Consider the following 23,479-nt stretch of genomic DNA (forward strand, 5'->3'; position numbering starts at 1 on the left):
TTTGGCGAAAAATCCCCGTTGGCCCAATTCACTGTTGCGCAGGGGTCACGAATCAGCCTTTGAAGTCCGAGTTCGCGTACACCGCCAGTTTGCTCTGGATGAAGTCGAGGAAGCACTGGATGCGCAGGGCCAGTTGCGAGTTGCGGTAGTAAACAGCGTTGATCGGCTGGCGATAACCGCTGTTGAAATCGGCGAGGACTTCTTGCAGGCGCCCGGCGCGGATGTCGGCGTGGGTCATGAAGTCCGACAGGCAGGCGATGCCCTGGCCTTCGAGCGCCAGTTGGCGCACGGTTTCGCCGCTGGAGGCGTTGATCGCCGCGTTGATCGGCCAGCGGTCGCCGTGCACATGGCGCAGCGGCCATTGGTTGAGGCCATCGTTCTGGGTGAAACCGAGCAGCGCGTGTTGCGTGAGGTCAGCGACGGCGACGGGCGTGCCGTGTTGCTGCAGATACGCCGGGCTGGCGACGATGTGCAGCGGGCTGCAACCCAGCGAACGCGCGTGCAGCGTCGAGTCGGCCAGCGTGCCGATGCGAATGGCGATGTCGGTGCTTTGTTCCAGCAGGTCAATGATCAGATCGTTGCTGTTGAGTTCGAGCTGGATGTCCGGGTAGAGCCGGCGGAACTCGTCGATGTACGGCACGATGGCGTGCAGCATGAAGGGCGACGCGGCGTTGATGCGCAGGCGCCCGGAAGGCGTTTGCTGGCGGGAATTGAGGCGTTCTTCGAGCTCGTCCATTTGATCGAGAATTCGCTTGGCGTGCTCGAAGAAATACTTGCCCTCCTCCGTCAGGTCCATGCGCCGCGTGGTGCGGTTGATCAGCGTGGTGTCGAGCTTGGCTTCGAGGCGCGACAACGTGCGACTGACCGCCGAAGGCGTTTGCCCGACCTGCTCGGCGGCGGCGGAAATCGACCCGCATTCAATCACGCAGACGAAAATCTGCAATTCATCGGATCTGGCTTTCACTGAATTCCTCTTATCGATATTGCTGCGCAAAACCCTTGGAGATAAGGGGCGTACTGTGGCGAGGGGGCTTGCCCCCGTTCGACTGCGCAGCAGTCGCAAACCCTGTGCATGCGGTCAGTCAGATACCACTGCGGCGTGAGCTTCAGGGCCGCTTCGCCGCCCAACGGGGGCAAGCCCCCTCGCCACAAAAGGCGCTGTGCACAACAGGCGCTGTGCATAAAATGCTCTGGCCACAGATTGCGACTTTCGATAGTAGCTGACTGTCAGCCCTTGAGGCCAAACACCTCAGTCAAATGCGCCTCGTAGCGCTTCACATCGCCTTCGATGTCCGGGCGTTTCATCACGTCTACGCAGAGGAACGTCGGCAATCCGCTCATGCCAAGGAAGGTGTTGGCCTTGTGGAACGGGAAGTACACCGCGTCGACGCCTTTGGCTTCGAAGAAGTCGCTCGGGTCGTCGAAGGCTTGCTGCGGCGCGTTCCAGGTCAGCGACAACATGTATTGCTTGCCCTGTAACAAACCGCCGCTGCCGTACTTTTGCGAAGCATCGGAACGGGTTCGGCCGTCGCTGGCGTAGAGGCTGCCGTGACCCTCGGTGAAGACTTCGTCGATGTACTTTTTCACCGTCCACGGCGCGCCCATCCACCAGCCCGGCATCTGATAAATGATCACGTCGGCCCAGACAAACTTCGCCACTTCTTCGGCGAGGTCGTAGCCCTCGTCGATGAACGTGGTTTTGACGTCCAGACCACCGCGATCCAGCACGCTCAACGCAGCTTGGTGCAGGGTCGCGTTGTAGCGGCCATCGGAGTGGGCGAACTTTTTGCCGCCATTGAGCAACAGGACTTTTTTCATCGGGAGTCTCGGAAGGTTGGGAATTCAATGGCGGCAGGTTAACCATCCGCCTCGCGCGGAGTAAGCGTCGAATTCACAAAAATCATTTGACCAAAACGCACGAATTAGCCGGGGATTGTTGCTGCGAACTTGCGCCGAGGGTTAGTCGGACATTACCCGCTGATCAACAAATGCCCGCCGAGCACGCCGAGGCCGATGAAGAACACCCGTTTGAACAGCACAGCGCTGATCCGCTGGCGCAGCCACTGCCCGAGCAACATCCCCAGCACCGCCGGGATCAGCGCCAGCAATGACGCGCTCAACTCGCCGCCACCCAGTGCGCCGCGCCAGAACAGGCCGGCGGCGAGCGCCAGGGTCGAGACGGTGAACGCCAGGCCCAGCGCCTGCACCAGTTGATCCTTGTTCAGACCGAGCGCTTGCAAGTACGGCACGGCCGGAATCACGAACACGCCGGTGGCGGAGGTGATGACGCCCGTCAGCACCCCGCACACCGGGCCGAGCCAGCGTTCGGTGTGGCTGCCGACGCGCAAGATCGGCAGCAACAATCCGCTCAGCGCATAGATCAACAGCGCCGCGCCCAAACCCCGGACCACCCAATGCCCGCCGGCCATACCGAGCGACAATATGCCCGCGCCAGTGCCGATAAAAATCGCCAGGAGCATCGGCCACAAGCGTTTGATCAGCCCTTGCAAGTGACCGCCGAATGCCAGTTGCCAGACGTTGGTCAGGGTTGCCGGGATGATCAACAACGCGGCAGCCTGCGATGGCGCCATAGCCAGACCGAGCAGGCCCATGGCGATGGTCGGCAGACCGAGGCCGATGACGCCTTTGATCATGCCGGCGAGCAGGAAAGTGGCGATGACCAACAGCGACAGGGCCAGGCCGAGGTTTTGATAGTACCCAACGAGTGTGTTCATGCGGCTATCGTGCACGCGGCTGGCCGGGTTGAAAATGCGCCATATACTGAGCTTGCCTCTTGATTGGATTGAGGCTGATAACGCCTTCGCGGGCAAGCCTCGCTCCTACAGGGTCTGTGAACACCGGAGCACTCCTGTAGGAGCGAGGCTTGCCCGCGAAGAGGCCCGCCGGATCAACGCAAAAATGATCGCTCCCACGCAGCGGGAACGAGCGCCAACAGAAGATAAAACCATGCACTTCGACCTGACCGACCTGCGCCTCTACCTGAACATTCTCGACACCGGCAACATCACCGCCGGCGCCGCCCGCAGCCATCTATCCCTCGCTGCCGCCAGCGCACGCATCCGCGCAATGGAAGCGTCGCTGGGCATTGAATTCCTCCAACGCAATCGCCGTGGCGTCACCCCCACGCCGGCCGGCAAAGCCCTTGCGCAACACGCCAGAACGCTGCTGCAACAGGCCGAGCGCATGCAACAGGATCTGGCCGAATACGCCAACGGCGTCAAAGGCCAGGTACGCCTGTTGTGCAACACCACTGCCATCACCGAGTACCTGCCCGAACTGCTCGCCGACTTCCTGCGCAACCACCGCAACCTCGACATTGATTTGCAGGAATTGCCCAGCGCGCGCATCACCCATGCCTTGCGCCAAGGCGCGGCGGACCTGGGCATTGTCTCCAACGCCGTCGACACTGAAGGCCTGCAGACCCGAGCGTTTCGCGACGATCCGCTGGTGCTGATCCTGCCGACCGGCCATCCCCTCGGCGAACAAGCATCGCCCACCTTCGCCGACACCTTGAAGCATGACTACGTCGCGCTCGGCGCCAACAGCGCGCTGGCCATTCACCTTGAAGAACAGGCGTTGCACATCGGCCAGCGCATGCAAATCCGCATTCGTGCCGATGGCTTCGACAGCGTCATGCGCATGGTTGCTCGCGGTGCCGGGCTGGCCATCGTCCCGCGCATCGCCGTCGAACGTTGGCAGGCGCGGCAGCCGCTGCTCAGCCGAGCGCTGGGCGAAGACTGGGCCAACCGCTCGCTGAAACTCTGCGCCCGCGACTTCGCCACCCTGCCCGCTTACGCCCGCGCCTTGCTGCAGGCATTGAGCCCGACAACGCCTTGACTCTACCGCTAGGGGCAGACTCTATGCTGCGGGCTTCATTTCGGGAGTACATGCGATGAGCAAACGAATGCTCGTGATTCTGGGTCACCCCTCCACCGACAGTTTCTGCGGGGCGCTGAGCGATACCTACGTCCAGGCCGCCAAAACTGCCGGACATGACGTGCGCTTGCTGCGCCTCGACGCGCTGGATTTCGACCCGGTACTGCACGAGGGTTACCGCGTCATCCAGCCGCTGGAGCCGGACCTGCTGCAAGCCCAGGCCGACATCCTGTGGGCCGAACACCTGACGTTCGTTTATCCAATCTGGTGGGGCGGTATTCCAGCGTTGATGAAGGGCTTTCTCGATCGGATTTTCCTCCCCGGTTTCGCCTTCAAGTACCGCGAAGGCAAAGCGTTCCCCGACAAACTGCTCAAGGGCCGCACCGCGCATTTGCTGGTGACCATGGACACGCCGCCCTGGTACTACAAATGGATTTACCGCATGCCGGGCCTGCACCAGATGCGCAAAACCACCCTGGAGTTTTGCGGCATCAAACCGCTGAAGACCCTGACGTTCGGGCCGATCCTCGGCTCGAAGTCGACCCAGCGCGACGCCTGGCTCGAACAGGCGCGGGTCACTGCCGGCAGCTGATTGACCTCGCCGTTCGCTGACGGCGCGCCGACGCCGTCAGCTTCGCTCCCGTCCCCTGCAAAGCGGTCGTTCGTCGGCTGTGCGCGTCATTTGGTCGCCGCTGCAACTTTTGCCATTTATCCCCTATATTATTCCCCCCTGTCAGGCATGAGGCCTGACAGCGCTACGCCCTGTTTGATCATCGAGACGGACCTTTATGTATATCGGCAAAGCCGCCCAGCTATCGGGCACCACAGTCAAAAGCATTCGCCACTACGAAGAAATCGGCCTGTTGCCCGAGCCCAAGCGCGAAGGCAAATACCGCATCTACAGCCAACAGAGCGTCGAAGTGCTGACGTTCATCAAGTGCGCCCAGCAACTGGGTTTCAAGCTCAAAGAGCTGCAAGTGATGCTGAACAAGTACGACGGCGAAGCATTCCCGTGGGACATGGCGCAAAAAGCCATCGACGAAAAAAAGGCCGAACTGGTGTCCCAGATCGGCGCTTTGCAGCAATTGCACGATGGCCTCGAAGCGTTTGAAAGCAGCCTCAACGACGCTCGGGAAGAATGCCAGTTCGAGCGCATCGCCCGTTACGGCAAAAAAAATCCGGTTACCACGCTGAACTGAGCACGTTGCTGCGCCGGGCGAGCGTGCCCGCAAACCCCAAGGGCAATTGCGGACACGTTCGTCGGTTCAGCTCAGCGCATGTTCACCCACCACAGGTGTGCGTTCGGGCGTGTGCGCGACCGGCACAATCGCCGCGAAAAACCACGGCGACACCAGCGTCACCAGCAGAATGGTCATGACCCCGCTGGAGAACAGCGCCATCGCCACCAGCGCGCCCAGATCGACAATCGGCTTGAAGTCGGAAAACAGCAGCGCCATGAAGCCCACCGAGAAAATCACCACGTTGACCACCGTCGAGCGGCCCACGGTGTGCATCGCCTGCAAGATCGCCGCGTCGATGTGCACCCCTTGCTGCACCAGCAGTTTGATCCGCGACAGCAAATGCACCGCGTAATCGACCACGCCAACCACCAGGAAAGTCACCAGCGTGGTGCCGATATTCAGCTCGATGCCGAACAGGAACATGAAGCCGTACACCGTCACCGACGTGGTCAGCAGCGTGAGCATGCCGAGCACGCCCAGACGCACCGACTTCAGCCAATACATCATCATCAGCGTGACCACGATCAGCGCCAGGGAAAAACTCAAAACCTGCCCTTGAGTGATTTCCTGCAACACCCCGGTCCAGATCAACGGCGTGCCCGCGTGCGTCACTTCGAGGTTGGCCGGTTTGTTCACCAGCAGCCAGGCGTCCAGCCGATCAAGCATGTTCTGGTAATCGCTGGCCACCGATGAGGTCATGGTGTACAGCGTCAGCGCTTTGGAATAGTCGGCGTTGAGCACGTTGTTCAGGTCCGAACCGCCGCCGTTTTCAAAGAGCATGACGTGCTGCTCGATCAGCGAATTGCCCGGCACCTCGAAGCGCTCGGTTTGCCCTTCGTCATTGACCGCCGTGACCTGCTCCAATGCTTGCGGCACGCGCAGGTAATCGGGATTCATGTCGTTGAGCACCAGGTTCATGCGCTTGACGTATGTGGCCAGCGAGTAGCCGTAACTGACGTGCGGTTGCTGCTTGATGAACTGGTCGAGCTTGTCGATGAACTGCACCACTTCGGTGGTCAGTACGCCGCGCGGCTCCTTGCTATCGATGGCGATCCAGCCCGGAGCCGTGCCTGCTACCCCGGCGTGGTTGATGTATTGGTCGGAGACGCGGATATGGCTTTCGCTCTTGAAATACGCAATGCCCGAATCCTCGATATCGACGCGAAAGGTAAACACGGTCATCAGCGCCAGCAGCGGCAACGCCACCCACAGAATCGGTTTGCGCCACTGAATCAGCCGCGCGCAAAACGCGACCAGGTAGCGCGAAATGATCGATTCCTTGTGCACCGCCGCCAGGGTTTTCGGCGTCTGATCCTTGCCCCAGATCGAGATCCACGCCGGAATCAGCAACAGCGAAATAATCAGCGCCGCAGTCAGGCCAATCGACATGAACACGCCGAAGTTGCGGATGCTGACAATGTTGTTGGTGGTGGAAATCATGAACGTGGCAATGGTCGTTACGGTCGTCAACACCACCGGCACCACCATCAATCGCTGAGTTTGCCGATTGGCCTCGCGGTTACTTTTGCCGGCGTTTTTTTGCTCGTAATACTCGGCCATCACATGGATCGCGTCCGAGCAGCAAATGGTGAACAGGAACACCGGCAGCACGCTGGTCAACAGGTCGAACGGCACCCGCAGCAGGCCCATCAGCCCCAGCGTCCAAATGGTGCAGAACAGAATATTGAACAGCGGCAGCAGCACGCCCAGGGGTTTGCGGAAGAAGAAAATCAGCAGCACGGTGATCAGCAGAAAGACAATCGGAAACAGCACCGCCAAGTCATGGTCGATGATCTCTTGCTGGGCGGCGATGAAGATCGGCATCCCGGCAATAAAAATCTCATCGGTGAATTCAGGGTGCGCAGCCTGATAGTCGGCAACGATGCCGCGCACGATTTGATACGCACGCAATTGCGCCTGGGCATCGTCCTGCTTGGTGCCCAGTTCGGCGACCAGCATCGCGACTTTCTTGTCCTTCGATACCACGCCGTCGACCATCAGCTCGTTGCCCATGATCTGCGATTCGACCAGCGCCGGGTCCATGTCGTAGGCGTTCAAGGTCTTGTGAATCAGCAGCTCGCCATCGTTGGTCAGGACGATGTTTTCCAGGTCGCCCATCGACGCCATTTCGCGGATCGGGTTGATCCGCTCGGCCAGAAACGTCAGGAACAATTGGTCGTAACTGTCCCAGTTTTGTTCCTTGGCGTAATCACGCAGCGCTTTGGCCTGGGCGTAGTCGTTCTGGGAAAACCCGCCTTCGAGAATGTCCCGGGTCAGCAACTGCGCCCGGCTGTCGTCGGGATGTTTGGCGACGATTTGCGCCAGTTGTTCCTTGTCGGCGTCGTTGGCCAGAATCATCTTGCGCACCGACTGCGACAGGGCAAAAAGCGCATTGAGGGTCGGCTTGTTGAACACCGTTTGCGGGTTGTTGATCGCGACCATCACCGAGTCGAAAGTACCGGTGAATTCGCCTTGCAGGTCGATGATGGTTTTGCGCGCCGGATGGCTTTCCTTGAGCAGGTACGGGTTGGTGTCGGAGATCAGTGAGCCCAGCGTATAAGTGAAATACGCGGTGATCGCCACCAGCAGGAAAACGATCGCCCGCGCATAGCGCTCGACGAAGTTCAGGTATCTTTCCATGAGCATGCGTTCCAGTCGTCGGGGTCAGCGCTTAGCGGGCGGACACGGCAAATTCCGGCACGTCGCCGGTTTTCAGCCCGCGCTTGATGGCGGTCTGGGTGAACAAGCGGTCTTCCAGTTGCACGTTGTATTGCAGGTGGTTGAAGCGCATTTCCGAGCGTGTGCCGTCGATGTAATGCTCGGTTTCGCTGAGCACGATGCTGTCGATCGAGTCGATGGTCTCGACTTTCTGTGTGCGCATTTGCTTGACCAGCACACCTTTGACGTCGAAGAAGTCCTGACGCATGACCAGGAAGTTCTGCTTGTCGATCCACACTTTCAGCTTGTTGTAACCGGTCTTGGCCAGCACTTCGGGCGAGGCCGGTTCACGTTCAATCACGTAGCAGTCGCGGCCCTTGACCGTCTCTTCGCCAAGCAGTTTTTGCGTGTAATCCTTGACCCGGATCTTGTCGAGGTCGGCGTAGGAATACTCGCTGCCCATGAACGAACCGCGCTTGTCAGTCGTGGAAATGCGTCGCGTCTGACGGCTGACCGGCAGGTACATCCACTGGCTGTCTTCCAGGCCCAGGGTTTCGTGCGGGTTTTCAATGTGGAACGCCACGTCGCGCACATCCGTCGGCGCGGAGAAATACATGCTGAATTTGTCGCTGTCCGGGTAATCCTTTTGCAGGTAGGTGAATTCGCGCACGCGGGTATTGCCCTTCTTGTCGTGGAGGATAAGCGACACCTGGGACATGAAACTCTTGCCGTCATTACGGTCGCGTACCTGGCTGAGAATCTCGTCGGCATTCTTGCCGTCGGCGGCGTGAGCGACAGTGGCGCAAGCACCGCTCAAGATCAGCGCGGCGGTCAGATTTTTAAGCATCAGCTTTTTAAACGTCTGCTTTTCAAAGATTGGCAACATGGAAAATTCCTTTTTGATCATGGGTTAAAACAGGTAGCCGGCGGACAGTCGCACTTGGTCGCGGTTGTTGTACTCGCCGAAAGTTTTGTCGGATTTGCCGACGAACACGTCCACTTCCAGCCCGAGCTTGATCCAGTCCACCGGTTTGTAAGTGAAGATGCCTTGCAGCAGCGCGTCGTCCTTGAACGGTGGCGACGCGGCGACCACCAGACGGCTTTTCAAGCGGTCCTGCCAATGCGTGCCCTCGGCGGACAAAGTGAACAGATTTTCGCGCTCGTCCTGGACCATGCCGTCCTGCCAGTCGAGCAATTGCTGGTGCTGCCATTGCGCGGAAATCAGCCAGTCGCGCAGCAGGTAATCGACGCCCAGAAGCGACTTGACCATCGAGCTGCTGTCGGCGCCGTAAGCGCGGGTCGGGTTGGTCACGCGCCAGTTGTCGAACCAGGCGATTTCGCTGCGCACGACGATGCTGTGGCCGGCATCGATCGCCAGCCCCGCGCCGCCCATGGTGTAGCGCGCAAACTGCCGTTCGAGGCGCGTGCGTCCATCCTCGGCCAAGCCTTCGACGGCATACACCGGGTCTTGCTGGCGCGCATTCAGCGCGACAAAACTGGTGTCCACCGAACCGATCCGGCCGTTGGCGCTCAGGCCATAAGCGAACCCCTCGTCGCCGTCGTAATCGGGCTTGGAGTCGAGCAGAAAATACTGCGGGTCAGGCCTGGCAAACAGCGGCGCATCGAACTCGCTGCCGGCCACCGGTGCCTGGTTTTTGACAAAATCGGTGATCCACAACGCCTCCAGTTCCCACTCACCAACCGGTTGCGCATACCGCACCATGGGCACGGCAATGCGGCTGTCTTCGAGCAGCGGCGTAACGCCGTCGCGATAGTCCAGCGGGTTGACCTGATCGAGCACCCGCAACTCATCGGCCCGGCCCCACACCACTTGCTGCCAACCGACCGTGACCTCGCCGTCACCGACCGACTGGCCCCAATACAAATGCCGCCAGTCGGCGTCGAAACGGTACTTGTCGCGCGCCCGTTCGCTGTACGGATTGTTGCCATCGTAGCGGGCGTCGTAACGCACGCGACCCTTGGCCTTGTAGTAACCGCCGTCCCAATTGCCTTCCAGGTTGGCCTTGAAATACACGGCTTTCTGGGTGATCTGGTCATCGCCGTGCAAACGCAATGCGCTGGCCACGCCGACTTCGGCATCGGCGTAATTGGGCTTCAAATCCTCGATGCTCAACGCCGCCGACGCCGGTTGCGCAGCAATGCACGCCAGCGCCGCCCACGCGGCGCAGCTGATAGGTGATCCGGTCATGGCTACATTCCCAACCCGACACCGCCATCGATCACCAGACTCTGCGCCGTCACCCCGCCCGCCTCCGGGCTGGCGAGGTAACGCACCATCGCCGCGACTTCTTCACTCTGAATGAAGCGGCGCATCGGCAATTTCTTTTTCGCGTTACGCAGGATCTGTTCCTGGGTCAGCCCGGCAATCGCCGCTTGCGCGGCCAGCTCACCTTGCAGCATCGGCGTGTCGATCCACGCCGGGAGAATCGCGTTGACCGTGATCTGCCGTGGTGCCAGGTCCATCGCCAAGGCTTTGGTCATGCCGACGATGCCGTGTTTGGACGCGCAATACGCGCTGTTGCGCACCTTGCCGGCGCGCCCGAGGATCGACGACATGTTGATGATCCGCCCACGATCCGGCATCAGCGGCAGGCACAACGAAGTCACGTAAAACGTGCCGTTGAGGTTGACCGAAATCACCTTGTGCCAGTTGTGCAAATCTTCTGGTTCGTTCTCGTTGCAGATGCCGGCGCTGTTCACCAGCACATCGACGTATTGCACCTGTTGGCCGAGGTTTTTGAAAAACGCCTCCATGCTCGCCAGGTCGGCAATGTTCGCCGCATGGGTTTCGACCTGGGCTTTGATTTGCCCTTGCTGCTCGTCCACCCAGCGCTGCAATTCCGGCAGATCCAAATCGAGCAGAATCAACCGGTGATCGGCGTCGCTGGCAAAGTTTTCCGCGACGGCGCGGCCGATGCCTTTGGCGGCACCGGTGATCAGAATGGTGCGGGTCATGGCATTTTCAACCCGCCGTTGACCGGCAAGACCTCGCCGGTCAGGTACAAACCACGATCGGCGATGTACAGCACCGCTTCGGCGATTTCCTGCGGTTCGGCGTAACGCTTGATCAGCAATCGCGCCTGGATTTCCTGCTCTTGAGTGCCGATCAGTGCGGTGCTCATTTCAGTGTTGACGATGCCCGGCGCCACCGCGTTGACGCGGATGTTGCGCGGCGCCAATTCCACCGCCAGCGCGCGGGTCAGCGCTTCGACGCCACCCTTGGCCGCGGCATAGTTGCTTTGGCCCTTGCCGGGTTTTTGCGCGGCCACCGAGCTGATGTTGACGATGCAACCGCTGCGCTGGCGCAGCATGCCCGGCACCACCTGCTGGCAGCACAAAAGCGTGCCGATCAGGTTGGTCTGGATCACCTCGACGATGTCGTGCTCCGGCATCGTTGCAAGCAAGCCGTCGCGGGTAATCCCAGCGTTGTTGACCAGCACGTCGATGCGCTCGAAATGCGCCTCGACGCGCTGGAAAAAACCCTTGATGCTGTCGCCGCTGCTGACGTCGCATTGCAACGCCAGACAGTCCAGACCCAACGCCTGCACCTCTTCGCGCAGGGACATCGCCGCCACTTCGTCGCGCACATAACTGAACGCGACCTGATAACCGGCGCCCGCCAACGCCAGGACAATCGCCCGGCCGATGCCGCGACTGCCGCCGGTCACCACTGCTACTTTATTCGGCATGACCATTCCTTAGAGAGAGTTGGTTAAGATTTTTTCAAAGGGAATTGTTGGTCTTGAACTGCGCGAGGCTGAAGCCGTGAGTCGCCGCCAGTGCGCGAATCTGCTGCACCTGTTCGCGGCTGATATCGCCGTAGGAGTAATGCTGTTTCATCCCCGACAACCCCATCAGCACCGACTCGGCCATGCACGCGTACAACTGACCTTGCTTGAGGTAGGCGCGCACGTTCGGCGCCAGGCCATCGCCGAGCGGCGTCTGGACGATCCCGCCGTGCATGTACAGCACGTCCGAGCGCTGGCTCGCGAGGTTTTGATCGACGTTCAACGGCACCGCGATGTCGCAGATCACGCTGTTTTCGGCAAAGTGTTCGGCGCCGAGAAACGGCTGCGGCGCGTTCGCCGCACACAGCACGATGCGCGCCTGCTTCAACACGTCGAGGTCGTTGCTGACGGTGATAAAGGCGTTCGCGCCCAGGCGCTCTTCGACCAGGCGCATCACCCGCTGACCGAGGTCGGCGGCGTTGCCATGCGCCTGCAACAACGCGTCGATGCCTTCAAGTTTGCGCAAGCGGCTGGCGAGCCGGTCATGCTCGGCGACACCCTTGAGAATCGCCCGCGCCGCTTCGGCGTAGATCAAATGCGCGGTCTTTTCCAGACGCCGCAGGGAACCGTCACGACCGCTGCCGATGAGGATCAGGTGCTCGACTTCGACCGAGAGCAACGAGGCATAAGTCGAAGCAATGTTGCCGGCCGCACCGACCACCGCCGCCGTCTGCTCGCGCAGTTCCAGGCCTTGTTGTTTGCAGCCCTGCTCGATGGCTTCGAGGCCCATGCCGATGGTCAGCGCGTTGCCCGACGTCAGCGCCATGTCGGGAATCTTCAGCGCCTGGCAATTGTTGGTGACGATCGAGGTGTACATGCCCAGCCCGGCAACGCTGTAGCCGTCGGCGCGGGCATCACGGATGCGATGGGCGATTTCGTCGCGGATCTTTTCCAGGTCACCGCTGGCGATGTATTCGGCCATCGCGTCGGAGTCCATGCACAACGGGTACAAGGTGAATTCCACGGCAGTGCCGAGTTTCGAACGAATCAGCGCCGGGCCGATGGGCGCCGCGCGTCGCTCCGGGGCCATGCGTTTGATGAACTCGCGTTTCTGCTCGGCGCTGAGGGTCGAAAGCGACGGGTCGACATCACTGAGCATGTCCGCGTCGATCAGGTGATTGATGAACGCCACGCGCGCTACCACGCGCACGTTTTCGTCAGGCTTTGGGAGGTTTTCAGTCGCCTCGAAACTGACCTCGCGCGCCGGCACGGCTTGGATGCTGTCGGCACAGATACCGGCCGCCAACGGGAACGCATCGCGACGCCGCAGCATGTCGCAGACTTTCTGCAACGAAGCGATCAAACCGTCGATTTCTTCGAACGTGATGCACACCGGCGGTTCGAGGCGAATCACGTTGGCGTTGCTGCCCGACGGCGCGACCCGCAGCGATTCGAATTGCAGCAGGTAGCCGGCGATGATGTAACCCAGCGCATCGTTGTACTGCGCCGAGGCCTGCACCAGCGAACTGCTGCCGGTCAGGTCATGCAGTTCGAAACCGAGCAGCAAGCCGCGCCCGCGCACATCGGCAATCACATCCGGATAAGCGGCCTTGAGTTCGAGCAGCGATGACTTGAGGTATTCGCCTTTTTTGTTCACGTCCTTGAGCATCGCGCTGTCGTTCTCGAACAACCGGCGCAACGCTGCCAGAGCGATATGACACGAAGCATCGTCTTCGGCGAAGGTCGAGCTGTGGATGTAGCTGAAATCGTTTTCGTAATGGCTGGCGCGGATTACCGTCGCGGCGATTTTCATCAGGCCGCCACCCAGCGCTTTCGACAGGCAGTAGTAATCGCCCTGCAAGTTGAAATGGCTGGCGCCGAGCAAGGTGCCGGTGCGGCCAAAACCCGATTGCACTTCGTCGATGATCAGCGGGCATTGCTGCTCGTTGCACAAGCGCCGCAGCCCCAGATAGAACTCGTTGGCGAACTCGTTGATGCCGCCCTCGCCCTGAATCGGCTCGACCAACACAGCGGTGATTGCACTGAACGCTTCACGACGCACCTGCAAGGTTTCGCCGCTCCACGCCAGGCTCAACCAATGCCGTGTGTGACGCGCTGGCAGGTCGTGCAGTTGCTGCGGTTGTTGCGGGTCGATGAACTCGACGTTGAGGCCAAAACGGGCAAACGGCTGACGGTATTGTTTGCCGTAAGTCAGCTGCACGGTGTTGACCAATTTGCCGTGGAAGCTACCGCGCAGAGCGACGAAAACCGGCTCGACGTGCAACTGCGCGAGGTTGTGTTGACGGACCGCTTCCACCACTTGGCGCACGGTCAAGTAGGACAGATTGTCCGGGAGCAATCCGGCGGGCAAGTCGAGCTCGTCGCGGTCCAGCTCAACGTAAGCCTTGTCGCTGGCGGTCAGGTTGGCCAAGGCGAAATCCAGTTCATCGAACTGCTTCTGCAAGGCTTTCTGCCGACGGTATTCCGCATGTTTGACGGCGATTTCCACCGACTCGGCGCCGCTGTTGGAGAAGGTCGAAATGTAGCGCTCGCTGTTGTTCAGTTCGCGATTGAACGCTTCGCTGAGTTCGCGCCCCAGTTGCCCGGCAGCGCCGCGCACCGACATCTGCGCATTGAACGGCACGTCGGCGCGCAACAGGTTGCACAGTTGATCGACAAATTGCGGGTCATTGTGGCCGTACAGCGCCGCGCCGTAGCCGCCGAGAAAATCGGTGACGGTGACTTCCGCGCCGCTTTTGTCGCGGTAAAACAGCTTGCTGCCCAACGCCCGGTGGAACTGGCATTCCAGGCCCAGCGCCTGCATCAGTTCGACAAATTTTGGCCGTACGTAATCGCGGTAATCCATGACAGTGACATCCCTTGAGTAGAAAAAATGTTTGAGTGCGCGCCGGCGGCTAGCGGGCGAGCTGATGGTCGTGCTGATGCTCGTACTGATAGTCAAGTTGGTAACAGGCGCTGAAACCGTTGCTGTCGCGGTTGATGATCAGGCAGTCGTGCAGCACCGCGTCGCGGCGTTCGCCGAGCACAAACGGCAGATGCGCATCGACTGATTGCTGCAACCCGATGATCGGCGGCACGCTTTGCGCCTGTAGTGCGTGGTGCGCGAGGATCAGATCGACCAGGCTCGGCGCACCGCTGAGAATGCCGGTCACCGATGCCGCACTGGTGATGTGCGCAGCACCGACGCGAGCCAGCGTGCGTGCAAGGTCGGCGTCTTTTTGCGGATCGCCGCTGGCGCTGCTGATCAGCAGATCGGCCTGTTTGTCCGGCAGGCTCAACGCGTCCAGCCGTGCATGCGCGTAAAGCCCCGCGACGCAGGTTTTCGGCCCTGGCGGCAAATCGTCGGCGCGGCGCAGAATCAACGCCGCCGCGCCCTCCCCGGCAATGCCGCCCGTGCCCCGGCGATCAAACGCCAGCATGTCGTGGCTGCCCTCGGTGCTGATCACCCCGGCGTCGGCCAGTGCGGCCAACGCCAACGGGTCAAGTTCGCTGCCGGCGCCGACCACAATGGCCGCATCGATACGGCCGCTTTGCAGCGCCGCGCAGGCTTCGCGCATGGCCGACAGATTGCCCGCCACGCCTTGCATGTAGGCGTTGCATTCGCACTCCAGTTTCAGCGCCAGGCTGATGATCCCGAGCAAACCGTTGCTCAGACTTTTCAGCACCAGGAACGGATCGAGTGCGCGCTCCTGCAATACCCGTCGAGCGAGGCGCTGCATGTCGGCCCCGCTTTCATCGCAGCTTTCATCGCGGCTTTCATCGCCGGGCTCAGCGCGGCGCTGGTCGCGGCATTCGTGGAGCAGCTCGCCATACGCAGCAATCGACGGATGGGTGTAGCCGCCCTGGCAGCAATAGAGGCCATAACGCACGCCATCGCTGCCCGGTTGCAGCCCGGCGTCGTCCAACGCCTGGCGCACCGCGCTGACACCCCAGATCACCGCCGGCGGGCAGTAGCGCTGCAAGTTCTGCGCGACGTCCTGCCGACTGCGTTGATGGTCTTCCTCGGCGACATGCCCGAACGCGGCGACGCGCTCGCTGTAAAACAGTTTCGATTGCAGCAGCGCGATGCCGCTCCGCGCTTCACTGGCCGCCGACCAGAAACGCTGCACGCCCCAGCCACTGGCCAACACGCAGCCGCTGCCGGCAATCGCGACACGTACATTAGCGCCAGTCATTGTACGTGCTCCCGGTATTTGCCAAGCGCCAGCGAAGTGTTGAGCCCGCCGAAACCAAACGAATTGCTCAAGGCAAAATCCACCCGACGGCTGACTGCTTGCCCGGCGCAATAGTCGAGGTCGCATTGCTCATCGACGGCGTGCAGGTTGACGGTTGGCGTCACCAGATCATTCAGACAGGCCAGCGCGGTGACGATGCATTCCGGTGCACCGGCAGCCGCAATCAAGTGGCCGAATTGTGATTTGTTGGCGCTGACCGCCAGCGACTGATAGTGCTTGTGTTCGGCGAACACACTTTTGATCGCCAGCGTCTCGGCGACGTCATTCAGCGGCGTCGAAGTGCCGTGGGCGTTCACCAGATCAATCTGCTGCGGGCGCAAACCGGCGTCGTCCAGAGCCGCTTGCATCGCCAGCGCTGCGCCACGCCCTTCGGGTTGCGGTGCGGTGACTTTGTAGGCGTCGAGGCTGCTGCCAAAACCGAGCACTTCGGCATACGGCGTGGCGCCGCGCGCCAAGGCGTGTTCGAGGCTTTCCAGCACCACAAAACCGCCGCCCTCGCCGGCAATCAGGCCACTGCGATCACGGTCGAATGGCCGGCACACATCGGCGCCCCAGCGCTGTTCGCTGGAGGCCGCGCCGAGCAGGTACAGCGCGGCCATGGTGTCGAGGTTCAACACCGAATCGGCGCCACCGGCAATCGCCACGCTGACTTCGCCGCGACGAATCATCTGGAACGCATTGCCGATCGCCTGGGACGCGCCAGCGCAGGCGCTGCTGATGTTGATCACCGGGCCTTCACAACCCAGGCCGTCGGCAATCACCCGCGCCAGCCGATCATTGCTCTGGCGCAGCGAGCCGTCGGCGCTGACTTCGGCGGCACGCGGCATCAGCTGTTGCCAGCTCGGCGCGGCAGCGTCGGGGCCTTGGGCGAGCAGCATGTCGGCGAGCATGTGTTGCGGCGCCCCGGAGGCGCAAAGCACCGCGGCATCACGCATTTGCGCGACGCTCAGGCCGCTGTCGTTGACGGCCTGGGTGGCGGCGACCCAGCCAAAACGGCTGCGTTTTTCCAGCGCCACGGTCCAGGCTGGATGGTCGCGCAGGGTCTCGGGCAAAAGCGTCATGTCGACGGCGGCGGCGTAGCGCACCGGGAAGATTTCGTCCTGCAAACCGTCGGGCTGCCACGGGCGCACACAATGTTCGGCGCCGAGCATTTTTTCCCAGAGGGTCTGCCACTCGAAACCAAACCCAGTCACGGCGCCCATGCCGGTAATCACAATCCGTGTTGCACTCATGTGTGCTTCTCCATGGTTTCGCTGAGCAACAGCAAGGCGCCCCAATGTCCGGCGCGGCTGTGGCTGACCAACAGCGTATGGCCGGGCGTCGGCGCTGCGGATTGACGCTGCTGCAAGGTCAGGGCGATTTCCGTCAGCAAAGCGCTGGCGCCGAGTTCGCCGGTCACGCTACGGCTGCTTTGAATGCCACGAGGATGTTCGGCGAAGAGGTTTTTCAGCAGCGGATCATCGGCATTCGCGACGATGTCCTGCACGTCACTGAGGCGAAGTTTCTGCGCGTTCAGAACCTGTTCGATGACCTTGGCACCGACGGCCGCGGCGCGTTGCGGATCGGCGCTGTAACCGCGGGCGAACCCGACGACCCGCAGCGCATTGGCGCTGTCCGGCGCCGGTGTCGATGCCAGCAGCAACGCGGCCGCGCCTTCACCGAAAATCACCTCGGCCGGCGGCTTGGGTTCGCGCAAATACAGGGCCGGCGTCAGGTTCGGGCTGCTGCTGACCACCAGCGCGGCGTCGGCGCGTTGCTCGGCAATTTGCTGCACAGCTTCAATCAACGCGTCGAGCCCGGCGTTGTCCTGGGAACAAAACCCCGCCATCGGGCCGTGGCATTCCAAGGCTTCGGCGACGTAGGCCATCACGCTGCTGTTGAGCAGTGTCAGCGCGTGCAGCGGCGGCGTGTTGGCCAACAACGGTGCCAGCACTTTTTGCGGTTGTTCGCTTATCGCCTGCACCGCTTCCCAGCAAGGACTCGGCGCGTCGACCTCCGGAATCGCTGCAGTCAACGCAATGCGTGTCGGCGGCAATTGCAGCGCCGCGAGTGACGGCGCCAGGCTGGCCACGCAATGCAACAGACGCAGGCCTTGCGGCTCGACGCTGCGCTGGATCTTGCGGTCGAACAGGTCGCGGGCCAGGCTCGGCGTGGCCAAGGCAAAGGCGCGGCGCGTCGGGTCGAATGCCAAGGGTTGCGGCGCTGGCGGCGTTCCGAGCAGGTCGCCGCACGGGTTGCCGCACGGGTCGCTGGCAGCGTTCAAAACCGCCGCCGAATGGATGTAAACGGCAATGCTCATGTCATGCCCTCCCCAAAATCAGCGAGCTGTTGACGCCGCCGAAACCGAATGAATTGGACATCACCACGTTGATCGACTGGCGCACCGGTTCGCTGAGGAATTTCAGCGCAGGGTATTCGGCGCGGTCGTGGTCGTAGTTCAACGTCGGCAACAGCACGCCGTCGCGCAAACTGATCAGCGACAGCACCGCTTCGATTGCGCCGCTGCCCGCGAGGGAATGGCCGATCGCCGATTTGTTGGCGGTGAACGTCACGTGTTGCTGCCCTTGAGCAAACACCCGTTGCAGCGCCAGCGCTTCGCAACTGTCGTTGGCCTGCGTGGAGGTGCCGTGGGTGTTGACGTGTTGCACCGCGCTGCCGAGCAGTCCGGCGTCTTCGATGGCCGCTTCCATGCATTCCTCGTATTTGCTGCCATCGCGGCTGCTGGAGGTCATTTTTTGCGCCTCGCAGACATTCGCGTAACCCAATACGCGGCCCAGCGCCGTGGCTTTGCGCCGCTGCGCGTGTTCGGCGGATTCAAGGATGACCAGCGCCGCGCCCTCGCTGATGACGAAACCGCAACGGTCGGGCATGAACGGGCGGCTCTGTTCGCTGGCCGGCAGGTCGGCCTGGCACAGCGCGCCGAGACTGTTGAACATGTAATAAGGCAGTTCGTTGGCCATCAATTCGACGGCGCCGCAAATCGCCAGGTCGATTTCGCCGCGCTCGATGGCCCGGTAGGCGCTGCCAATTGCCATGGTGCCGGCGGCACATGCATCGGAATGGGTGGAAATGTGGTCACGGATCCCGAGTCGCTCGGCGAGGTGTTGAGTCTGCTGATCTACCCGCCGCTCGAACGGCGAACTTGCCGGCGCCGGGTGCGCCAGCAGTCGATCGAGATCGACGCGCCCGGCCTCATCCATGCAGTGGCTGGCGCGCTGCAGCTCGTCGCTGTCAGCGCAGTATTTGTTGGCGCCGAGGAATAATCCGCTGCGCGCATGAGCAACGTCGGCCGGGGTCAGGCCGGCATGTTGCAAGGCTTGCCGGGCGACGTAATCGGCCAGCACGCTTTGCCGTGGATGCAGCGCAGCGTTGCCGCCGAACCCGGCGGCGATCTGCTGCCATTGGCCGTCATCGATAAAACCGGCCGCGCAGTTGTTGAAGCCCAACGCCTTGAACCGTGGATGTTCGCGGACACAGGATTGCTTCTGGCAAATCCGCTCGAACAACGTGGCGGCGTCCAGCGCCATGGGCGCCACCAGACCGAATCCGGTCACATAGACTTCTCGTGCCCGCATGAGAACTCCCTACACCGTTTCTTTGACGTGAGTGGCGACAAACTGCTCCACCAGTCGACGCGAAACTTCGTCACCGTCCGCCGGCACCAGACGCGCACTGCAAGCACCGCAGACCACTTGCTGACGCTCGTTCAACAGCGCATGGCTGGAACTGCAATCCGGGCAGTCTTGCGGCAGGTAGTTGAAGAGATTGCGGCACTGTTGCGCCCAGTTGCGCACGGTGGTGGCGGCAAACACTTGTGCCGGTTGCATGCCGGCCTTGAGTTGCTCCGGGGCGTAGGCGCTCAAGCTCTGTTCGAGCAGTTCCTTGCCGCTCTCGGTGATGCGACCGTTGACCAGGAATTCACTGGCGTCGCCGCACACGGCGACGGCGTGATCCAACACGCTGGTTTTCGGCAACGTGCAGCCATATTGACGGCCCAACTGAAAACTCAGGTCGACGATGTCCAGCGAATCCGCGCTGAGGTCATCGACGATGCTGCTGTTTTCGTCGATATCGTCGGCGCTCATCACCAGCAGTTGCGCGAGGATTTCGCGAGTGCTGGCAATAACGTTTTCCAATTCCAATGGATTGTTCATGTCTATCTCCCTATATATCGTGACTGCTTCATAAATTCGGCACAGGAGAAGTAACTATTCCCACAGAAACTTCTCACGCGGCGGAAATCTAAACTCTGTCCTTAAGGGGAGAGTCAACGAACTATTTGAAGTTTTTCAGCAACTTCGGACGGGCGTTCAAACTGCCTCGGCGCCGCACTCTATTGGTGCGCAGATGGGTGAAGGACGTCTTAATTGCTTAACAAACGCTGGGTAAGGTAGGAAGAGCGCGGTGTCGCGGATGAATACCGGAACAGGCTGAAAGTTCTAACTTGCGAAAGACAGCACAGACGTACAAGCAACAAAAACCGGACAAGTAAACAGTTATAACTTCATAACCCTTGCTCTATATCAGGGCGGGCGGTAATTACCGCAGTTTGATGGTTTGTGAGTGCGGCCGGGGCAAGCCGCAATAGCGCTGCTGAGTATCTGAATGTCGAGCACAGACAATTGCGCAACTGCGGCGCGCTATACCGTGCGACTTCAGTTCCCCAGCCCACTGCCCCGGAGTCCACATGAGCGCACCCATCACCGTCCTTCGCGACACCCATCCGCTGCCCGTCCTCGACGCCTGCAAATGGGAAAAACTCGAAGGCGACCCGCACACCGTCAACCTCAACGCCTACACCAGCGAAGACGGCAGCAAGATCATGGGCACCTGGATCTGCACACCGGGCAAGTGGTACGTCGAATACGTGAAGTGGGAATACTGCGATTTCCGCGAGGGTTATTGCATCATCACGCCGGAAGGCAAAGAGCCGATCCACCTGCGCGCCGGGGATATTTTCGTGGTTGAGCCGGGGATGAAAGGCACGTGGGAAGTGGTCGAAACCGTGCGCAAGTATTTCGTGTTTGCCTGATGCAAAAAACCGGGAATCACCCGACGTGATTCCCGGTAAATGGCGCTAAAGCCCAGATGCAGGGCTGTTGTGGCGAGGGGGCTTGCCCCCGTATGGCGGCGAAGCCGTGGTGAAATCTGCCAACGCGCTGTCACTGCTGGAAATGCAGGGGAGTGCTTCGCACTCCAACGGGGGCAAGCCCCCTCGCCACAAAGGCTCACTCCTACAGTTTTTGCGGTGTTACTGCGGTTTACGGTAGCTGTTGATGATCGCCGAGAAGTCTTTGCCACCCTCCCCGCGTTGGCTCATCGCCTGATACAACTGCTGGGCCACCGCGCCGAGTACCACCGGCTGGTGCGCCTGACGCGCCGCTTCGGTCGCCAACCCCAGATCCTTGAGCATCAGTTCGGCACCAAATCCGCCGGTATAACCGCGCGAGGCCGGCGCTGTTTCGACGATGCCCGGCCACGGGTTGTACATCTCCGAACTCCAGCAACGCCCGGTCGAACTGTTGATGATCCCGGCCAGCACGCCAGTGTCGATGCCCAATGCATCACCCAGTGCCATCGCTTCGCTGACGCCGACCATCGAAATCGCCAGCAGCAAATTGTTGCAGATCTTGGCGATTTGCCCGGTGCCGACTTCGCCGCAATGGACGATGTTGCGGCCCATCTGTGCCAACACCGGTTGCAGCGTTGCGAACAGCTCTGGGGTGGCGCCGACCATAAAGGTCAGCGTGCCCGCCGTCGCGCCACCGGTGCCGCCGGACACCGGCGCATCCGCCATGGCCACGCCTTGTTTGGCGGCGGCCGCGGCGACATCACGCGCCGTCTGCGGATCGATGGTGCTGCAATCAACCGCCGGCACGCCTTTGCCGATACCGGCGAGCACGCCGTCCTCACCGAGCCAGACGCTGCGCACATGCACGGCGGCCGGCAGCATGGTAATCACCAGCTCAGCGTTTTGCGCCGCTTCGCGAGCCGAAGCGCTGATGGTGCCGCCCAGTTGCTCGAGTTCGGCGAGCACGGTTTTGTTCAGGTCGACCAAGTTGAGCGAGTGGCCAGCCTTGATCAAGTTGCGCGCCATCGGCGCGCCCATGTTGCCGAGGCCGATAAATGCGATTTTCATGTCCGGCTCCTTAACGCAAGTTAATGGTGGTGTTCACACCGTCGTTGACGCTGTCGTCATCGAACCAGCGACTGGTGACCGTCTTGGTCTGAGTGTAGAACTGCACCACTTGCTTGCCATACGGGCCGAGGTCGCCGAGTTTCGAACCGCGCGAACCGGTGAAACTGAAGAACGGCACTGGCACCGGAATCGGGATGTTGATGCCGACCTGGCCGACGTCGATTTCATTCTGGAATTTGCGCGCCGCTGCACCGCTCTGGGTGAACAGGCCAGTGCCGTTGCCGAACGGGTTGGCGTTGACCAGCGCAATCGCCTGATCAAGCGTGTCGACTTCCAGCACCACCAACACCGGGCCGAAGATTTCCTGGGTGTAGATTTGCATCTCGGTGGTCACACCGGAGAACAGCGTCGGGCCGACAAAGTTGCCCTGCTCAAAACCCGCAACGCTGATCTCGCGACCGTCGAGTTCAAGCTTGGCGCCTTCCTTGATGCCGCTTTCGATCAGCTCCAGAATCCGCGCTTTCGCTCGCTTCGAAATGACCGGGCCGACATCGGTGCCCGCCTCGCTACCGGCGTTGACTTTGAGTTTCTGCGCCAGCGCCTTCAGATCCGGCAGCCATTGCTTGGCCGCACCCACCAGCACCACCACCGAAGTGGCCATGCAACGCTGACCGGCCGCGCCGAAACCGGCGCCCACCAAGGCGTTCAAGGTTTGTTCGCGGTTGGCGTCCGGCAGGACCACGGCGTGGTTCTTCGCGCCCATCATCGATTGCACGCGTTTGCCGTGTTTGCCGGCCAAGTCGTAGACGTGCGTGCCGACGGCGGTCGAACCGACGAAGGAAACCGCTTTGATGTCCTTGTGCGTGCACAGCGCATCGACCACGTCTTTGCCACCGTGAACCACGTTGAGCACGCCGGCCGGAACGCCGGCCTCAATCGCCAGTTCCACCAGCAGCAGGGTCGACAGCGGATCCTGCTCGGACGGCTTGAGCACGAAAGTGTTGCCGCAGGCGATGGCCATCGGGAACATCCACAGCGGAATCATCGCCGGGAAGTTGAACGGGGTGATGCCGGCGCACACGCCGATCGGCTGGCGCAGCGTGTAAGTGTCGACGCCGCTCGCGACGTTTTCGGCGAACTCGCCCATTTGCAAAGTGCCGATGGAGCAGGCGTGCTCGACCACTTCGAGGCCACGGAAAATATCGCCTTCAGCGTCGGCAATGGTTTTGCCCTGCTCGGCGCTGAGGACCACGGCGATGCGTTTGGAATGTTCACGAATCAATGCCTGGAGCTTGAGCATGATGCGCATCCGCGCGCCGATCGGCGTCAGCTTCCAGGTCTGGAAGGCGCGATGGGCGGCGCTGATCGCGGCGTCTACTTCCTGCGCAGTGGCAAACGGCACTTTGGCCAGTACTTGCTGAGTCGCCGGGTTGACGATGTCCTGCCATTCGGTGGTCTGGGATTCAACCCATTCGCCGTCGATCAACAGCTTGACGTTCTGGACCGTGGTTTCGTTTGGCGTGAGCGATGCGTTCATGC

Annotated in this window: 20 protein-coding genes; 4 read left to right on the forward strand and 16 right to left on the reverse strand. The window is 61.2% G+C overall.

Going from position 1 to position 23,479, the window contains the following annotated elements; all coding sequences use genetic code 11:
* Positions 1-52: 52 nt before the first annotated feature.
* The 3 genes from BLU01_RS08980 to BLU01_RS08990 form a co-directional block, all read right to left on the reverse strand.
* Positions 53-964: a LysR family transcriptional regulator gene (locus tag BLU01_RS08980; RefSeq protein ID WP_092273637.1), complete on the reverse strand. Its 912-nt coding sequence runs from the start codon at positions 962-964 to the stop codon at positions 53-55.
* A 263-nt stretch (positions 965-1,227) separates the two neighbouring features.
* On the reverse strand, positions 1,228-1,818 hold the full coding sequence (locus BLU01_RS08985; RefSeq protein WP_092273640.1) for an NAD(P)H-dependent oxidoreductase: 591 nt from the start codon (positions 1,816-1,818) through the stop codon (positions 1,228-1,230).
* A gap of 152 nt (positions 1,819-1,970) precedes the next feature.
* Positions 1,971-2,735 (reverse strand): sulfite exporter TauE/SafE family protein, encoded by a 765-nt coding sequence (locus BLU01_RS08990; protein WP_092273643.1) that lies wholly within the window; start codon positions 2,733-2,735, stop codon positions 1,971-1,973.
* 232 nt (positions 2,736-2,967) lie between these two features.
* On the opposite strand from BLU01_RS08990, the gene BLU01_RS08995 reads away from it, so the two are divergent.
* From BLU01_RS08995 to BLU01_RS09005, 3 genes are all read left to right on the forward strand, one after another.
* Complete coding sequence (locus BLU01_RS08995; RefSeq protein WP_092273646.1) at positions 2,968-3,858, forward strand: LysR substrate-binding domain-containing protein; 891 nt, start codon at positions 2,968-2,970, stop codon at positions 3,856-3,858.
* Positions 3,859-3,913: 55 nt separating this feature from the next.
* Entirely contained in the window at positions 3,914-4,489 is a 576-nt protein-coding gene (locus BLU01_RS09000; protein WP_092273649.1) for an NAD(P)H-dependent oxidoreductase, read from the forward strand.
* 196 nt (positions 4,490-4,685) lie between these two features.
* Positions 4,686-5,096: a MerR family transcriptional regulator gene (locus BLU01_RS09005; protein ID WP_092273652.1), complete on the forward strand. Its 411-nt coding sequence runs from the start codon at positions 4,686-4,688 to the stop codon at positions 5,094-5,096.
* A gap of 66 nt (positions 5,097-5,162) precedes the next feature.
* Here BLU01_RS09005 and BLU01_RS09010 read toward each other — a convergent pair whose 3' ends face one another.
* The 11 genes from BLU01_RS09010 to BLU01_RS09060 are packed head-to-tail and all read right to left on the reverse strand — an operon-like array spanning position 5,163 to position 19,955.
* Positions 5,163-7,778: an efflux RND transporter permease subunit gene (locus tag BLU01_RS09010; protein WP_092273655.1), complete on the reverse strand. Its 2,616-nt coding sequence runs from the start codon at positions 7,776-7,778 to the stop codon at positions 5,163-5,165.
* 31 nt (positions 7,779-7,809) lie between these two features.
* Positions 7,810-8,682 carry an outer membrane lipoprotein-sorting protein gene (locus BLU01_RS09015; protein ID WP_231987143.1) on the reverse strand — a complete coding sequence of 291 codons (873 nt, stop codon included), beginning with the start codon at positions 8,680-8,682 and terminating at the stop codon, positions 7,810-7,812.
* Between the two features lie 24 nt (positions 8,683-8,706).
* On the reverse strand, positions 8,707-10,005 hold the full coding sequence (locus BLU01_RS09020; protein ID WP_092273658.1) for a DUF1302 domain-containing protein: 1,299 nt from the start codon (positions 10,003-10,005) through the stop codon (positions 8,707-8,709).
* 2 nt (positions 10,006-10,007) lie between these two features.
* The gene (locus BLU01_RS09025) at positions 10,008-10,772 is read right to left on the reverse strand and encodes an SDR family NAD(P)-dependent oxidoreductase (RefSeq protein WP_092273661.1); all 765 of its coding nucleotides are present in this window, start codon (positions 10,770-10,772) and stop codon (positions 10,008-10,010) included.
* Positions 10,769-11,506, reverse strand: a complete 738-nt coding sequence (locus BLU01_RS09030; protein ID WP_092273664.1) for a 3-oxoacyl-ACP reductase family protein — start codon at positions 11,504-11,506, stop codon at positions 10,769-10,771. The genes BLU01_RS09025 and BLU01_RS09030 overlap by 4 nt, the downstream gene beginning before the upstream one ends.
* Before the next feature lie 34 nt (positions 11,507-11,540).
* The gene (locus BLU01_RS09035) at positions 11,541-14,411 is read right to left on the reverse strand and encodes an aminotransferase class III-fold pyridoxal phosphate-dependent enzyme (RefSeq protein WP_092273667.1); all 2,871 of its coding nucleotides are present in this window, start codon (positions 14,409-14,411) and stop codon (positions 11,541-11,543) included.
* A 49-nt stretch (positions 14,412-14,460) separates the two neighbouring features.
* Positions 14,461-15,741 carry a beta-ketoacyl synthase N-terminal-like domain-containing protein gene (locus BLU01_RS09040; RefSeq protein WP_092273670.1) on the reverse strand — a complete coding sequence of 427 codons (1,281 nt, stop codon included), beginning with the start codon at positions 15,739-15,741 and terminating at the stop codon, positions 14,461-14,463.
* Complete coding sequence (locus BLU01_RS09045; protein WP_092273673.1) at positions 15,738-17,033, reverse strand: beta-ketoacyl-[acyl-carrier-protein] synthase family protein; 1,296 nt, start codon at positions 17,031-17,033, stop codon at positions 15,738-15,740. Before BLU01_RS09045 ends, BLU01_RS09040 begins: the two co-directional genes overlap by 4 nt.
* Positions 17,030-18,100 carry a beta-ketoacyl-[acyl-carrier-protein] synthase family protein gene (locus BLU01_RS09050; protein WP_092273676.1) on the reverse strand — a complete coding sequence of 357 codons (1,071 nt, stop codon included), beginning with the start codon at positions 18,098-18,100 and terminating at the stop codon, positions 17,030-17,032. Before BLU01_RS09050 ends, BLU01_RS09045 begins: the two co-directional genes overlap by 4 nt.
* Before the next feature lies 1 nt (position 18,101).
* Positions 18,102-19,376 carry a beta-ketoacyl-[acyl-carrier-protein] synthase family protein gene (locus tag BLU01_RS09055; protein WP_092273679.1) on the reverse strand — a complete coding sequence of 425 codons (1,275 nt, stop codon included), beginning with the start codon at positions 19,374-19,376 and terminating at the stop codon, positions 18,102-18,104.
* Between the two features lie 9 nt (positions 19,377-19,385).
* Positions 19,386-19,955: an acyl carrier protein gene (locus tag BLU01_RS09060; protein ID WP_092273682.1), complete on the reverse strand. Its 570-nt coding sequence runs from the start codon at positions 19,953-19,955 to the stop codon at positions 19,386-19,388.
* Positions 19,956-20,488: 533 nt separating this feature from the next.
* Between BLU01_RS09060 and BLU01_RS09065 the strand changes: the two genes are divergently transcribed.
* Positions 20,489-20,833, forward strand: a complete 345-nt coding sequence (locus tag BLU01_RS09065) for a cupin domain-containing protein (protein ID WP_016783536.1) — start codon at positions 20,489-20,491, stop codon at positions 20,831-20,833.
* A 219-nt stretch (positions 20,834-21,052) separates the two neighbouring features.
* Here BLU01_RS09065 and mmsB read toward each other — a convergent pair whose 3' ends face one another.
* Both mmsB and BLU01_RS09075 read right to left on the reverse strand, forming a co-directional pair.
* Positions 21,053-21,940, reverse strand: coding sequence for a 3-hydroxyisobutyrate dehydrogenase (mmsB, locus tag BLU01_RS09070; RefSeq protein WP_092273685.1), 888 nt, complete (start codon positions 21,938-21,940; stop codon positions 21,053-21,055).
* Between the two features lie 10 nt (positions 21,941-21,950).
* Complete coding sequence (locus BLU01_RS09075) at positions 21,951-23,477, reverse strand: CoA-acylating methylmalonate-semialdehyde dehydrogenase (RefSeq protein ID WP_092273687.1); 1,527 nt, start codon at positions 23,475-23,477, stop codon at positions 21,951-21,953.
* Positions 23,478-23,479: the final 2 nt, after the last annotated feature.

Source organism: Pseudomonas prosekii, assembly GCF_900105155.1.
GTDB classification, from domain to species: domain Bacteria; phylum Pseudomonadota; class Gammaproteobacteria; order Pseudomonadales; family Pseudomonadaceae; genus Aquipseudomonas; species Aquipseudomonas prosekii.